Origin of the sequence: Streptomyces sp. NPDC052101, from assembly GCF_040680235.1 — a bacterium.
In the GTDB taxonomy this organism is placed as follows: Bacteria; Actinomycetota; Actinomycetes; order Streptomycetales; family Streptomycetaceae; genus Streptomyces.
Window position 1 is genome coordinate 62,258 of the sequence record NZ_JBFAWH010000016.1, and the last position, 13,775, is coordinate 76,032.

Consider the following 13,775-nt stretch of genomic DNA (forward strand, 5'->3'; position numbering starts at 1 on the left):
GAGTTTGCGGATTTGTCGACATCTGGCGGGTGATTTCCGTCTCCGCGGTGAAGGTTGGCTCGCCGGACGCGTAGTTTTAGCGACAACACGCGTCTGTAGGAGCAGTCTTGGCACGGAAGATCGGCAGCCGGTACACCGCGAACCAGATCCTGGGGCGGGGCAGCGCCGGCACGGTGTGGCTGGGCGAGGGGCCGGAGGGCCCCGTCGCCGTCAAGCTGCTGCGCGAGGACCTCTCCTCCGACCAGGAGCTGGTCGGACGCTTCGTGCAGGAGCGCACCGCGCTGCTCGGCCTGGAGCACCCGCACATCGTCACCGTGCGCGATCTGGTCGTCGACGGCAATGACCTGGCCCTGGTCATGGACCTCGTGCGCGGCACCGACCTGCGCACCCGACTGGAGCGCGAGCGCCGGCTCGCCCCCGAGGCGGCCGTGGCGATCGTCGCCGACGTCGCCGACGCGCTGGCCGCGGCCCACGCGGCCGGGGTCGTCCACCGCGACGTCAAGCCCGAGAACGTCCTCCTCGACATGCAGGGCCCGCTCGGGCCGGGCGGCTCGCACCCCGCGCTGCTCACCGACTTCGGCGTCGCCAAGCTGATCGACTCGCCGAAGCGGACCCGCGCCACGAAGATCATCGGTACGCCGGACTATCTGGCCCCGGAGATCGTCGAGGGGCTGCCCCCGCGCGCGTCCGTCGACATCTACGCCCTCGCGACCGTCCTGTACGAGCTGCTGGCCGGCTTCACCCCCTTCGGCGGCGGGCATCCGGGTGCGGTGCTACGGCGCCACGTCACCGAGACCGTCGTACCGCTGCCCGGGATCCCCGAGGAGCTGTGGCAGCTGATCGTGCAGTGCCTGGCCAAGGCGCCCGCGTCCCGGCTGCGCGCCTCGGAGCTGGCGGCGCGGCTGCGCGAGCAGCTGCCGACGCTGGCCGGGATGCCGCCGCTGGACGTGGACGAGCCCGAGCTGACCGAGGAGGAGGCGGAGGAGTCCGCGCCGACGGCCGCGCCGGAGGGTGAGCCGGTACGGCGGCGGGGGGCGGTGTCGCTGGTGCCCGGCGCCAAGCCGGACTCCAACCGGGACACGCATACGTCGATGCGGGTGCCGGGCCCGGACGAGCTGGCGGGCGGCGCCCATGGGACCGCTCGCGCTCCCCGGCCCACCGGTGCGCCGAGGCCGGGCTCGGCCAAGCACCGGGCGGCGGTACGGCGGCGCAGGGTGACGCTGGGGGTGGCCGGGGTGGTCGTGGCGGCCGTCGTGGGCGTCGGCGCGTGGCTGGCCTCGTCCGACGGCGACTCGCAGGCACCGCAGGACACCCACAGCACGTCGACCCCGTGACCCGCCCGGGGACGGCCACCGCGGTACCCGGTGCCGCACGGCCCAGGTCGGTTGCCACAGCCGTTACGCTTGAAGGGTGGCAGTCGTCGATGTATCCGAAGAGCTGAAGTCCCTCTCCTCGACCATGGAGTCGATCGAGGCCGTCCTGGACCTCGACACGATGAGGGCAGACATCGCCGTGCTCGAGGAGCAGGCGGCCGCGCCGTCCCTCTGGGACAACCCGGACGAGGCGCAGAAGATCACCAGCAAGCTCTCCCACCTCCAGGCCGAGGTCAGGAAGGCGGAGGCGCTGCGCGGCCGGATCGACGATCTCGCCGTCCTCTTCGAGATGGCCGAGGAGGAGGACGACCCGGACACCCGTGCCGAGGCCGAGTCCGAGCTGGCCGTGGTGAAGAAGTCGCTGGACGAGATGGAGGTCCGCACCCTTCTGTCCGGCGAGTACGACTCCCGTGAGGCGCTGGTCAACATCCGCGCCGAGGCCGGTGGCGTCGACGCCGCCGACTTCGCCGAGAAGCTGCAGCGCATGTACCTGCGCTGGGCCGAGCAGCGGGGCTACAAGACCGAGCTGATCGAGACGTCGTACGCCGAAGAGGCCGGCATCAAGTCGACCACCTTCTCCGTCCAGGCGCCGTACGCCTACGGCACCCTCTCCGTCGAGCAGGGCACGCACCGCCTCGTGCGTATCTCGCCCTACGACAACCAGGGGCGCCGCCAGACCTCCTTCGCCGGTGTCGAGGTCCTCCCCGTCGTCGAGCAGTCCGACCACGTCGAGATCGACGAGAGCGAGCTGCGGATCGACGTCTACCGGTCCTCCGGGCCGGGCGGCCAGGGCGTGAACACGACCGACTCCGCGGTCCGGATCACGCACCTCCCCACCGGCATCGTGGTCTCCTGCCAGAACGAGCGCTCGCAGATCCAGAACAAGGCCACGGCGATGAACGTCCTCCAGGCCAAGCTGCTGGAGCGCCGCCGGCAGGAGGAGCAGGCCAAGATGGACGCCCTCAAGGGCGACGGCGGCAACTCCTGGGGCAACCAGATGCGTTCGTACGTCCTGCACCCGTACCAGATGGTCAAGGACCTGAGGACGGAGTTCGAAGTGGGTAACCCGGAGGCCGTGTTCAACGGCGAGATCGACGGGTTCCTGGAGGCCGGTATTCGCTGGCGCAAGCAGCAGGAGAAGTAACTTTGTCGACATGACAACTGCCGCCCGGGAGGCGGCAGTTTGTCTTTTGTCTGGGTTTTACATCACACTCACAGGCTTCAACTCCCCGCAAACGCACCCCCAAGGGACAATGCGCCCGCAACGGCCTTGACGTTGCTTTGAAAAATCGGAAGGGTGACACGCGGCATGCGTACTTAAAGGGGCGCATGTGAACCGGGGGAATGAGTTGACGCGGTCTTCGTCACCGGCTGCCTCCCGTCGATCACGGCAACGCCCCATGCGCCGCCTCATTGACGAACAGCTACTGGGGGTAGCAACCACATGACGAAGAAGACGCGGATCCGGGTCGCGCGGATAGCCGCGGGCGCCGTGATCGCGGGCGGTGCGTCCCTGACCGCCGCCGGCGCGGCCTCCGCCCTGGACCTCGGTGTCCAGGCGGGCCCGGTCAGCCTGGGCGTGCACACGAACGCCGGCAGCGACGACGGCGGCACCGACGGCGGCTGCCCGATCGCCGTCTGCACCACCGACGGCGGCACCAACGGCACCGGCGGTACCGCCACCACGGGCGGCGACGCCACCACCGGCGGCACCGCGACCACGGGTGGCGACGCCACCACCGGCGGCACCGCGACCACGGGTGGCGACGCCACCACGGGCGGTACCGCCACCACCGGCGGTGACAACGGCACCACGGGCGGGGACGCTACCACGGGCGGCGCCGCCACCACCGGCGGGGACGTCACCATCGGCGGTGTCATCGGCGGCGGCACGACCGGCGGTGACAACGGCAACACCGGCGGCAACGGCAACGGTGGCGACAACGGCACCACCGGTGGCGGTAACGGCAACGGCGGTGACAACGGCACCACCGGTGGCGGTAACGGCAACGGCGGTGACAACGGCACCACCGGCGGCACCAGCACCACGGGCGGCAGCACCACCGGTGGTTCCAGCACCACGGGCGGTTCCAGCACCACCGGTGGTTCCAGCACCACGGGCGGTTCCAGCACCACGGGTGGCTCCACCACCACGGGTGGCTCCACCACCACGGGCGGTTCCAGCACCACCGGTGGCTCCACCACCGGCGGCAACGACAAGCCCCAGGGCGGCAACGGCCCCGCCACGCAGGACCAGGGCTCCTCGGCCCTGACCGACACGGGCTCGGACAGCAAGCCCCAGGGCGGCGGCAAGCAGCTCGCCGAGACCGGTGCCGGCCAGACCGCGTTCCTGGTCATCGGTGCCGCGACGATGATCGCGGGCGGCATCGGCTTCCGCGTTCTGCCGCGACTGGTCAACGGCCGGGGTGGCGCGGCCGCCTGAGCGTAGCCGTACGGTCACGCAGTGCGCCCGACACGCACACGGAAGGGCCCGGAGCTCGGCGCTCCGGGCCCTGACGGGTTTCTGGGGCTTTTCTTACGCGGTCTGGTGCGCCAGCAGCGCCACCGCGGCGATCAGCACCGCCAGCAGCGCGATCAGCGCCATCGGGTTCACCCCGCCCAGAAGACCCTCTTGCTGCAGTCGCTCGCGGTTGGCGCGGCACACCGGGCACCGGCCCTCGCTCACGGGCGCCGCGCAGTTCGCGCACACCAACCGGTCGTACGTCATGCGGTCGCCCTCCTCGCACCGGCCATCACTCGTACAACGCTTACGGGAACGAGAACGTTCCCCCTCCACTGTGCCAGGTTCCCGTGCGGCCCGCGCCGGGTCTCCAGCGGCGGAGCGGGCGGCAGTCCGCGGTACAAAAACGCACAACCCTTACCCAACCTCGACCTGCGACTGCACTTGCGCACCCGGTTCGCGTATGGTCACGCTCATCTACCCCCGGCGACCCGTGGTGCATCCGTGATCCGATTCGACAACGTCTCCAAGGTCTACCCCAAGCAGACCCGCCCCGCACTCAGGGATGTCTCCCTGGAGCTGGAGAAGGGCGAGTTCGTCTTCCTCGTGGGGTCCTCCGGCTCCGGAAAGTCCACCTTCCTGCGGCTCATCCTCCGCGAGGAGCGATGCAGCCACGGACAGGTGCACGTGCTGGGCAAGGACCTCGCGCGCCTCTCCAACTGGAAGGTGCCGCAGATGCGCCGCCAGCTGGGGACGGTGTTCCAGGACTTCCGGCTCCTGCCGAACAAGACCGTCGCGGAGAACGTGGCCTTCGCCCAGGAGGTCATCGGCAAGTCCCGCGGCGAGATCCGCAAGTCCGTGCCGCAGGTGCTCGACCTCGTCGGGCTCGGCGGCAAGGAGGACCGGATGCCCGGCGAGCTGTCCGGAGGTGAGCAGCAGCGCGTGGCCATCGCGCGGGCCTTCGTCAACCGGCCCAAGCTGCTCATCGCCGACGAGCCCACCGGCAACCTCGACCCGCAGACCTCCGTCGGCATCATGAAGCTGCTCGACCGCATCAACCGGACGGGCACCACCGTCATCATGGCGACGCACGATCAGAACATCGTGGACCAGATGCGCAAGCGCGTCATCGAGCTGGAGAAGGGCCGCCTCGTCCGCGACCAGGCCCGCGGCGTCTACGGCTACCAGCACTAAGCAAGTTCACGACGGAAAGGCTCGACCAGACGCCATGCGCGCCCAGTTCGTCCTGTCGGAGATCGGTGTCGGTCTCCGCCGCAATCTGACGATGACCTTCGCCGTCATCGTCTCCGTCGCCCTGTCCCTGGCGCTCTTCGGCGGCTCGCTGCTGATGAGCGACCAGGTGAGCACCATGAAGGGCTACTGGTACGACAAGGTCAACGTCTCGATCTTCCTGTGCAACAAGCACGACGCCGATTCGGACGTGAACTGCGCCAAGGGCGCGGTGACCGAGGACCAGAAGAAGCAGATCCTCAGCGACCTGCACAACATGCCGATCGTCGAGAAGGTGGCGTACGAGTCGCAGGACGAGGCGTACAAGCACTACAAGGAGCAGTTCGGCAACTCTCCGCTGGCCAGCTCGCTGACGCCGGACCAGATGCAGGAGTCGTACCGGATCAAGCTGAAGGACCCGCAGAAGTACCAGGTCATCGCGTCGGCCTTCAACGGGCGCGCCGGTGTGCAGTCCGTGCAGGACCAGAAGGGCATCCTGGACAACCTCTTCCAGCTGCTGAACCTGATGAACCGGGGCGCGCTCGGCGTGATGGCGATGATGCTGATCGTCGCGCTGCTGCTGATCGTCAACACGGTGCGCGTCTCGGCGTTCAGCCGCCGGCGCGAGACCGGGATCATGCGCCTGGTCGGTGCCTCGGGCTTCTACATCCAGGCGCCGTTCATCGCCGAGGCCGCGGTCGCCGGGCTCATCGGCGGCGGCCTCGCCTGTGTGGCCCTGGTGGTCGGCCGGTACTTCACCATCGACCACGGCATGGACCTCTCCCACAAGCTCACGCTCATCAACTTCGTAGGCTGGGACGCGGTGTTGACCAAGCTGCCGCTGATCCTCGCCACGAGCGTGCTGATGCCGTCGTTGGCGGCGTTCTTCGCGCTGCGCAAGTACCTGAAGGTGTGACGCATCCCAAGAGGGCCGTACGGACATCCGGCCGTACGGCCCTTCGCCTTGTCCTAGACTCACCGCCATGTCAGGCCGAGACCTGTTCTGCCAGCCCCGTCGCATCCGCCGCGGGGCCGCCCTGACATTGGTCTTCGCCGGCGTCCTGGTCACCGGCGCCGCGACCGGCTCCTTCCCGGAGCCCGACGCCACCGCGCGCAGGGCCGCCGTCGGACCGCCGGCGCCCAGGGCCACCCGGCACGAGGACGTCCAGAAGGCGGCCGCCGAGGCGATGGCCGACGGGAAGTCCCCGATGGAGGCCGCCGAGCGGGCCGTGAGCCGCAGCGGGGACCGCTGGGGCGCGGTGTACACCGAGGGCGAGTACCAGGAGTTCCAGGAGGCCCTCGACGGCCGGTACACCGGCGTCGGCCTGTGGGCGGGGCGCACCCGGGACGGCCGGATCGAGGTGACCGGGGTGCGGTCCGGCTCGCCGGCCGCCGAGGCGGGGATCCGCAGGGGCGACCGGCTGCGCAGCGTCGACGGCACCGAGGTCGACGGGCGCCCGGTCACCGAGGTGGTCTCGTTGCTGCGCGGCGACGCCGACGACGCGGCCGCCGGTACGACGGTCACGCTCGGCCTTCAGCGCGGCACGCGCGCGTGGAGCGAGAAGCTGCGCCGGGCCAGCCTGTCCACCGACTCCGTCACCGAGCGCAGGCTGGCCGGCGGGGTCAGCGTGATCAAGATCGCCGCGTTCACCAAGGGCTCCGGCGACGCCGTGCGCGCCGTGCTGCGGCAGGCCCCGGCCGACGCCGGGATCGTCCTGGACCTGCGCGGCAACTCCGGCGGCCTGGTCACCGAGGCGGTGGAGACCGCGTCCGCCTTCCTCGACGGCGGCCTGGTCGCCACCTACGACGTCGACGGCGCCCCGCGCTCCCTGCACGCCGACCCCGGCGGCGACACCTCCCGGCCGCTGGTGGTCCTGGTCGACGGCGGCACGATGAGCGCGGCCGAGATGCTCACCGGGGCGCTGCAGGACCGGGGCCGCGCGGTGGTGATCGGCTCGCGCACCTTCGGCAAGGGCTCCATCCAGATGCCGACCACGCTGCCCGGCGGGTCCGTCGCCGAACTGACCGTCGGGCACTACCGCACCCCCTCCGGCCACAGTGTCGACGGTCGCGGTATCACCCCTGACCTGGATGTCGGGCAGGCCGAGGGGCAGACCGGCGGGCAGGCCGCCGTCCAGCGGGCCGAGACCGTACTCAGCGGCCTGGGCGACGCCGATTAAGGGCTGGCCGCAAGACCCCTCCGTAGTGCGAAAATGGACGGCACTATGAGCAAGGGAATGTACGTACCCAAGGAGTCCCAGCCCAAGCAGGGCGGCGGGGCCGGCAAGGCCAGGGACGGCGAGAAGGGCGGCAAGCGCAAGATCGTCGCCCAGAACAAGAAGGCCCGGCACGACTACGCGATCATCGACACCTACGAGGCCGGGCTCGTGCTCACCGGCACCGAGGTCAAGTCGCTGCGCGAGGGACGGACGTCGCTGACCGACGGCTTCGTCCAGATCGACCGGGGTGAGGCGTGGCTGCACAACGCCCACATCCCCGAGTACCACCAGGGCAGCTGGACCAACCACTCCGCGCGCCGCAAGCGCAAGCTGCTGCTGCACCGCGAGGAGATCGACAAGCTGGAGTCCAAGGCCCAGGAGACGGGTCACACCATCGTGCCGCTCGCCCTGTACTTCACCAACGGCCGAGCGAAGGCCGAGATCGCGCTCGCACGAGGCAAGAAGGAGTACGACAAGCGCCAGACCCTGCGGGAGAAGCAGGACCGGCGTGAGTCGGACCGCGCGATCGCGGCGGCGAAGCGGAGGCAGCGCGGCGCGTAGCCCGGGAATACGCTGGCATCGGCGTGCGTTGGTCACGTACGATGGTGCCAACACCGGTTGAACCCGGTGTGTGCATTGAAAACACAACATGGGGATGATCGGTTTCGACAGCGGCTGTCGAAGCAGGGGAAGCGTGTCGAGGAAGCGGCAATGATCTCGTAAACCATATGTCGCAAAAAATAATCGCCAACACCAAGCGCGATTCCTTCGCCCTCGCTGCCTAAGTAGCGACTTGCGAAGTGTCAGCCCGGGGCTGTTCCCGACCCGGATCCTGGCATCAGCTAGGGGACTAAACCTTGATCCCGGTCACGGGGTGAAGAGGGAAACCAAACAGTGACTGAGCCCGTCGGCGACTTGTTCGCGTGATCGCCGGGGCCGAGAAAAGCGAAGCGAACTGCACACGGAGAAGCCCTGATTCCGCACCGTTGGACGCGGGTTCGATTCCCGCCATCTCCACGACGCCCCTTCGGGGGTACCCCATGTGGGCAAGGCCCCGTCGCTTTCAAGCGGCGGGGCCTTTGCCATGGGCCGGCGCCGTGAGGGGCGTCGCAGCGCTGTCGGCTTCCTGCCGCACCCCGCCGGCGCGGGTGAGCGAAGCGAGGCCCAGGGCGAGCGACGCGGCCGTGGCCGGTACCGCGTACGCGGACACAGGCGAGAGATGCTCCACCGCCCAGCCCCCCGTCGCCGAACCGCACGCGATCCCCGTGAGCAGTGCCGTCACCACCAGGCTCATGCCCTCGTTGAGACGGTCGGCCGGGGTGCGCCGCTGCACCAGGGTCATCGCCGTCACCATGGTCGGCGCGGTCGCCATGCCCGCCACCAGCAGCGCGCCCGCCAGCACCCAGAGCGAACCGGTGGCGCCGGCCGCCGCCCACGGCAGCGTCATCAGGACGGCCATCCCCGCCAGACAGTGCCCCAGCCCGAGCCCGGCCGGTCTCCACGCGCCGTACAGCAGGCCCGCGGCGCACGAGCCCGCCGCCTGGAGCGCGAGCACGGCACCGGCCGCCGCGCGATGGCCATGGGCGTCGGCGTAGGCGATCGTGACGACCTCCATCGAGCCGAACACCGCGCCGGTCGCGGTGAAACAGGCCAGCAGCGGCGGGATGCCCCGGCTGCGCAGCGGCGACCGGGCCCGTGAACGGCCCCGCGGCGGCGGCTCGGTGGCCCGCTGCCCGGTGAACAGCAGCATGCCGGCGAGCAGCAGCGCCGCGCCCGTGAGCGTGCCCGCCTCCGGGAAGAAGGTGCCGGTGAGGAAGGACGCGAGGACCGGCCCGAGCATGAAGCACAGCTCGTCGGCGGCCTGCTCGAAGGAGTTCGCGGTGTGCAGCGTGCCGGGGTCGTCGCGCAGCAGATGGGCCCAGCGGGCGCGGGAGAGGCCGCCGATGTTCGGGGTGGCCGCGGTGAGGGCGTAGGCGGCGAACAGGGTCCAGTCGGGGGCGTCGTAGCGCACGCACAGCAGCAGCGCGAGGCTGCCGAGCACGGAGGCGAGCGTGGCCGGTACGGCGACGCGGGCCTGCCCGTGGCGGTCCACGAGCCGGGCGATCCAGGGCCCGGCCAGCGCGGTCGCCGCGAGCCCGGCGGCGGTGACGGCACCGGCGAGGGCGTACGAGCCGCGCGAGCCGGCGATCATCACGACGGCGCTCACGCTGAACATGCCCATGGGCAGCCGGGCGAGAAGGTTGCCGGCGGTGAAGGCGCGGGTTCCGGGGAGGGCGAAGAGGCGGCGGTAGCCGCTGGTGGTGGATATGACCGGGGGCATGGATCCACCCTCGCCCGGAGTGGATCACGGGGTCCAACACCTTCTCGGCGCCGATTCACGCACCCGCGTTGTAAGTTCGCGGGCATGGCCGTCCGCACCGACATGGAACCCCGCCTCCTGCGCGCCTTCGTCGCCGTGGCCGAGGAGCTGCACTTCACCCGGGCCGCCGCCCGTCTATACATCGCCCAGCAGGCGCTCAGCCGGGACGTACGGCGGCTGGAACGGGAGCTGGGTGCCGAGCTGTTCGTCCGTACCACCCGGCAGGTGACGCTGACGGCGGACGGCGAGCGCCTGCTGCCGCTCGCGCGCCGCGTGCTCACCGCCCAGGACGAGCTGCTCGCCGCCTTCGGTCCGGCCCGCCCCCTGCTCGTGGACCTCAACTTCCCGGGCCCGGCCACCGGCCGACGCGTGCTGCACCGGGCCCGGGAACTCGCCCCCGACTGCGAGCTGATGGCCCGCTACGAGAGCGGTCTGACCGGTGCCGCCGCCGAGCTGCTGGCAGGCCGGCTGGACGCCTCCTTCGGCCGTTTCGCCGGCCTGGACCCGGCGCTGCGCTCCGGTCTCGCGCAGCAGCCGGTGCGCTACGAGCCCATGGCCGTCGTCCTGCCCGAGGATCATCCGCTGGCCGCGCGTGCGGAGGTGCCGCTGGCCGCGCTGGCCGGCGAGACCGTGTACGCCGGTGCCGGGAACCCGAGCACGCCGGAGTGGACCGATCTGGCGTGCCGGCTCTTCGCGGGGCGCGGCATCCGCTCGGCCCCGCCCCTTCCGCCGGCCGTGGGGGACGAGGAGTTCGAGCGGATCATGGCCAAGAACCGCCACCCGGTGCTGGCCGTGGTGGACTTTCCGGCCATGCCCCGCACGGTGCGCCGGCCCCTCGTCGACCCCGTCCCGCTGTCACCGGTGTCCCTGGTGTGGCGCAAGGGGCTGATGCATCCGGGACTGGACGCGCTGCGGAGGGCGGCGGCCGAGATCGCGGAGGCGGAGGGCTGGCTGCGGCGGCCGGGCGGGAGCTGGATCCCGGAGGCGGACGCGACGGTGATGACGGTCCGGCGGTGACGGTCCGGCGGTGATGCGCTCACGGCACGGGGCCGCCTGGGTCATGGTCACCCGGGCGGCCTTGTGCCTGCGCGTGTCGCGGATCAGCCCGCCGAACCCGCCGGTGCCGTCTTCGTGGTGAGGCCCTCCTTCTTGTTGGCCGCGAGGGCGAAGTCATTGGTGAACGTGGTGCCGAGGTCGACCTTCGAGGTGGCGTGGCCGACCAGTTCCTCCGTGGCGAGGACGTTCTTCGGGCCGCCCGCCGGCATGATGCCGTCCGGCAGGAACTGCCCCTTGTCCTGGTTCAGGGCCGCGATGTAGTCGGCCTTGGTCACGAGCTGGTTCTGCACGAACGACTGCGGCAGCTTGTCGGCGATGTCGGCCGCGCTGTGCGTGTTGATCCAGTGCAGGGTGGCCACGAGCGCGTCGACGACCTTCTGGGCCGCGTCCTTGTGCGAGTCGACCCAGTCGCTGCGGGCGATGACACCGGCGGCCGGCCAGGCACCGCCCGTCGCCGCCGTGGCGCCCTCGGTGGTGGCCACGTCGACCGCCGAGTAGCCGATGCCCTTCTTCTGGATCGCGGCGACCGTCGGCTGCGTCGTCATCACACAGGCGACCTTGCCGTTCTGCAGCGCGGCGACGGCGGTGGAGCCCGCGCCCACCCCGATCCGGTGGAAGTCGCTGGTCTTGACGCCCTTCTTGGCCGCCAGGAACTGGGTGAGGGTGTCGGTGCCGGAGCCCAGGTCGGTCACGCCGAGCGTCTTGCCCTTGAAGTCCGCGGCCGAGTGCACCCCGCTCTTCGTCGCGCACATCTCCCGCTCGCCCGGCGCGCCGGACAGCTGGACGATGTCCTCGACCGCCTTGCCCTTCACCTGGAAGTCGATCGTGTGGTTGTACCAGGCGCCCGCCATGTCCACCTGCCCCGAGGCCATGGCGTCCTCGGCGCCGGTGCCGCCGTCCTGCTCGGTGCTCAGCACGACGTCGACGCCGTACTTCTTGTAGAAGCCGAGGTTCTGGGCGAGCTGGAACGGCAGGTAGATCTGCTTGTCGATGCCGCCGACCATGAGCTTGACGGTCGGGGTGCCGCCGGAACCGCCCGAACCGGAGCTGCCGGAGCTGCTGGAACACGCGGTGGCCGCGCCGAGGGTGAGGACGGTGACGAGCGATGCGGTGAGGGTTCTCTTGAACATGGCGGCTCTTTCGTTTGCGGGACGGGGAAAGCGGAGGGGACGCGGAGGGGCTGGACCAAGGGGGAGGTGATCAGAGGGAGTTCGCCTCGGAGGGCGCCGGCGGACGCCAGGCCAGCAGCCGGTGTTCGAGCTTGCCGATCAGCCACTCCGCGCCCAGCACGATGACCGCGATGACGAGCATCGTCGCGAACACACCGTTGGGGTCGAAGTTGTTCTGCGCGGTCTTGATGACGAGGCCGAGGCCGCTCTGCGCGCCGAGCACCTCGCCGACCAGCGCGCCGACGATGGCGAAGCCGAACGCGCTGTGCAGGCTGGCGATGATCCAGGTGAGCGCGGAGGGCACGATGACGTGCCGGATGATCTGCAGCTGGGAGGCGCCGAGCACCCGGGCGTTGGCGAGGATGTTGCGGTCGACCTCGCGGACGCCCTGGAAGGCGTTGAAGAAGACGATGAAGAACACCAGCACGGCGGCGAGCAGGATCTTCGGGGTCACGCCGATGCCGAAGGCGACGATGAAGATCGAGCCGAGGACGATCCGCGGGATCGCGTTGACCATCTTGATGTAGGGCCCGAGGACGTCGGACAGGTAGCGGCTCTGGCCCAGCGCCACACCGAAGACGACTCCGGCGACGGAACCGGCGGCGAAGCCGATGAGCGCCTCCTGGATGGTGGTCCAGATGTTCGCGTAGAAGGAGCCGAACTCGGTGCCGTTCTGGAAGAGTTCGATCAGCCGCTGCCAGATTCCGGAGGGCTGGCCGAAGAAGAACGGGTCGACGATGCCCCAGGCGGTGAAGGCCTGCCAGCCGCCGATGACGAAGGCCGCGATGCCGATGCGGCCCGCCCACACCCGCAGGACGCGCCCCCGGGCGGCCCGCTTGGCGGCGGCCGACGCCGAGGTCTGCCCGCCGCCGGTGAGCGGCGCGGCGGATGCGGTGGACGTCGTACTCATGCCGTGCCTCCTGCGGTGCGTGCGTACGCGCGCTCGACCTCTTCGCGCAGCGTTTCCCAGATCTGTTGCTGGAGTTCGATGAAGCGGGGCTGGAAGCGGATCTCCTGCACGGAGCCGCGCGGGCGCGGCAGGTCGATGTCGAAGACCGCCTTGACCGAGCCGGGGCCGGAGGTCATCACGACGACCCGGTCGGCGAGCGCCACGGCCTCGTCGAGGTCGTGGGTGATGAAGATGACGGACGGGCGGATCTGCTCCCACAGGCCCAGCAGCTCGGTCGACATGATCGCCTTGGTCTGCACGTCCAGGGCGCCGAACGGCTCGTCCATGATCAGGATCTTGGGTTCGTTGATCAGCGCGGCGGCCATCGCGACGCGCTTGCGCATACCGCCGGAGAGCTGGTGCGGATAGCGGTCCTCGAACCCCGAGAGCCCCACCCGGCGCAGCCAGTCACGGGCCGAGGCCTGTGCCTGCTGCTTGGGCACGCCCCGGAAGACCGGGCCGATCAGCACATTGCCGAGGACGGTCTTCCAGGGCAGCAGCGCATCGGCCTGGAACATGAAGCTGACGCCGTCGGTGATGCCGTCCACCTCGCGGCCGCCGACCTTCACCGAGCCCTCGCTGGGCCGGTCGAGCCCGGACACCATGCCCAGCGTGGTCGACTTGCCGCAGCCGGTGGGGCCGACCACGGCGCAGAACTGGCCCGGCTCCACGGTGAACGAAACGCCTTGCAGCGCCGTGAACACCTCACCGGCAGGAGTCAGGAATCGCTTGGTGAGCCCGGAGATCTCGATGCGTGCGTCCGCACGCTCCGCCGCAGCGGCGATCGGGCTCGTCGCGACATCGTTTCGCGAAGCCATGGGGGCCGTCTCCTTTCGCCCTCGGGGATCGAGGTGAAGGCAGACGCTAGAAGCCACCGGCTGTTACGTCGCTGTTTCCCAGGTATCCCGCGATAGCCGCGTAAACCGGGGTTCTGCTCGTTCTGCTCAGCGATACGGGGG

Annotated in this window: 13 protein-coding genes and 1 other RNA gene; 9 read left to right on the forward strand and 5 right to left on the reverse strand. The window is 70.4% G+C overall.

The annotated features are described in order from the left end of the window. Positions 1–107: 107 nt before the first annotated feature. From AB0L75_RS26815 to AB0L75_RS26825, 3 genes are all read left to right on the forward strand, one after another. Complete coding sequence (locus AB0L75_RS26815) at positions 108–1,334, forward strand: serine/threonine-protein kinase (RefSeq protein ID WP_365185498.1); 1,227 nt, start codon at positions 108–110, stop codon at positions 1,332–1,334. Positions 1,335–1,410: 76 nt separating this feature from the next. Continuing rightward, entirely contained in the window at positions 1,411–2,517 is a 1,107-nt protein-coding gene (prfB, locus tag AB0L75_RS26820) for a peptide chain release factor 2 (protein ID WP_365185500.1), read from the forward strand. Between the two features lie 300 nt (positions 2,518–2,817). Then, positions 2,818–3,816, forward strand: coding sequence for a hypothetical protein (locus AB0L75_RS26825; RefSeq protein WP_365185503.1), 999 nt, complete (start codon positions 2,818–2,820; stop codon positions 3,814–3,816). A 93-nt stretch (positions 3,817–3,909) separates the two neighbouring features. Here AB0L75_RS26825 and AB0L75_RS26830 read toward each other — a convergent pair whose 3' ends face one another. Beyond that, positions 3,910–4,101 (reverse strand): hypothetical protein, encoded by a 192-nt coding sequence (locus AB0L75_RS26830; protein WP_067048083.1) that lies wholly within the window; start codon positions 4,099–4,101, stop codon positions 3,910–3,912. A 237-nt stretch (positions 4,102–4,338) separates the two neighbouring features. Here AB0L75_RS26830 and ftsE point away from each other — a divergent pair, with 237 nt between their 5' ends. The 5 genes from ftsE (at position 4,339) to ssrA (ending at position 8,303) form a co-directional block, all read left to right on the forward strand. After that, on the forward strand, positions 4,339–5,028 hold the full coding sequence (gene ftsE / locus AB0L75_RS26835) for a cell division ATP-binding protein FtsE (protein WP_158921335.1): 690 nt from the start codon (positions 4,339–4,341) through the stop codon (positions 5,026–5,028). A gap of 34 nt (positions 5,029–5,062) precedes the next feature. After that, on the forward strand, positions 5,063–5,980 hold the full coding sequence (ftsX, locus tag AB0L75_RS26840) for a permease-like cell division protein FtsX (RefSeq protein WP_365185507.1): 918 nt from the start codon (positions 5,063–5,065) through the stop codon (positions 5,978–5,980). A gap of 67 nt (positions 5,981–6,047) precedes the next feature. Then, the gene (locus AB0L75_RS26845; RefSeq protein ID WP_365185510.1) at positions 6,048–7,244 is read left to right on the forward strand and encodes a S41 family peptidase; all 1,197 of its coding nucleotides are present in this window, start codon (positions 6,048–6,050) and stop codon (positions 7,242–7,244) included. 57 nt (positions 7,245–7,301) lie between these two features. Beyond that, positions 7,302–7,844: an SsrA-binding protein SmpB gene (gene smpB / locus AB0L75_RS26850; RefSeq protein ID WP_365185895.1), complete on the forward strand. Its 543-nt coding sequence runs from the start codon at positions 7,302–7,304 to the stop codon at positions 7,842–7,844. Between the two features lie 90 nt (positions 7,845–7,934). After that, positions 7,935–8,303, forward strand: a transfer-messenger RNA (tmRNA) gene (gene ssrA, locus AB0L75_RS26855). A 43-nt stretch (positions 8,304–8,346) separates the two neighbouring features. On the opposite strand, the gene AB0L75_RS26860 is transcribed toward ssrA, so the two are convergent. Further along, entirely contained in the window at positions 8,347–9,603 is a 1,257-nt protein-coding gene (locus AB0L75_RS26860) for an MFS transporter (RefSeq protein ID WP_365185512.1), read from the reverse strand. An 84-nt stretch (positions 9,604–9,687) separates the two neighbouring features. Here AB0L75_RS26860 and AB0L75_RS26865 point away from each other — a divergent pair, with 84 nt between their 5' ends. After that, entirely contained in the window at positions 9,688–10,659 is a 972-nt protein-coding gene (locus AB0L75_RS26865) for a LysR family transcriptional regulator (RefSeq protein WP_365185514.1), read from the forward strand. 83 nt (positions 10,660–10,742) lie between these two features. Here AB0L75_RS26865 and AB0L75_RS26870 read toward each other — a convergent pair whose 3' ends face one another. The 3 genes from AB0L75_RS26870 to AB0L75_RS26880 form a co-directional block, all read right to left on the reverse strand. Continuing rightward, complete coding sequence (locus AB0L75_RS26870; protein ID WP_365185517.1) at positions 10,743–11,828, reverse strand: ABC transporter substrate-binding protein; 1,086 nt, start codon at positions 11,826–11,828, stop codon at positions 10,743–10,745. Between the two features lie 70 nt (positions 11,829–11,898). Further along, entirely contained in the window at positions 11,899–12,777 is an 879-nt protein-coding gene (locus AB0L75_RS26875) for an ABC transporter permease (protein WP_365185520.1), read from the reverse strand. Then, on the reverse strand, positions 12,774–13,634 hold the full coding sequence (locus AB0L75_RS26880; RefSeq protein ID WP_365185522.1) for an ABC transporter ATP-binding protein: 861 nt from the start codon (positions 13,632–13,634) through the stop codon (positions 12,774–12,776). Before AB0L75_RS26880 ends, AB0L75_RS26875 begins: the two co-directional genes overlap by 4 nt. Between the last annotated feature and the right edge of the window lie 141 nt (positions 13,635–13,775).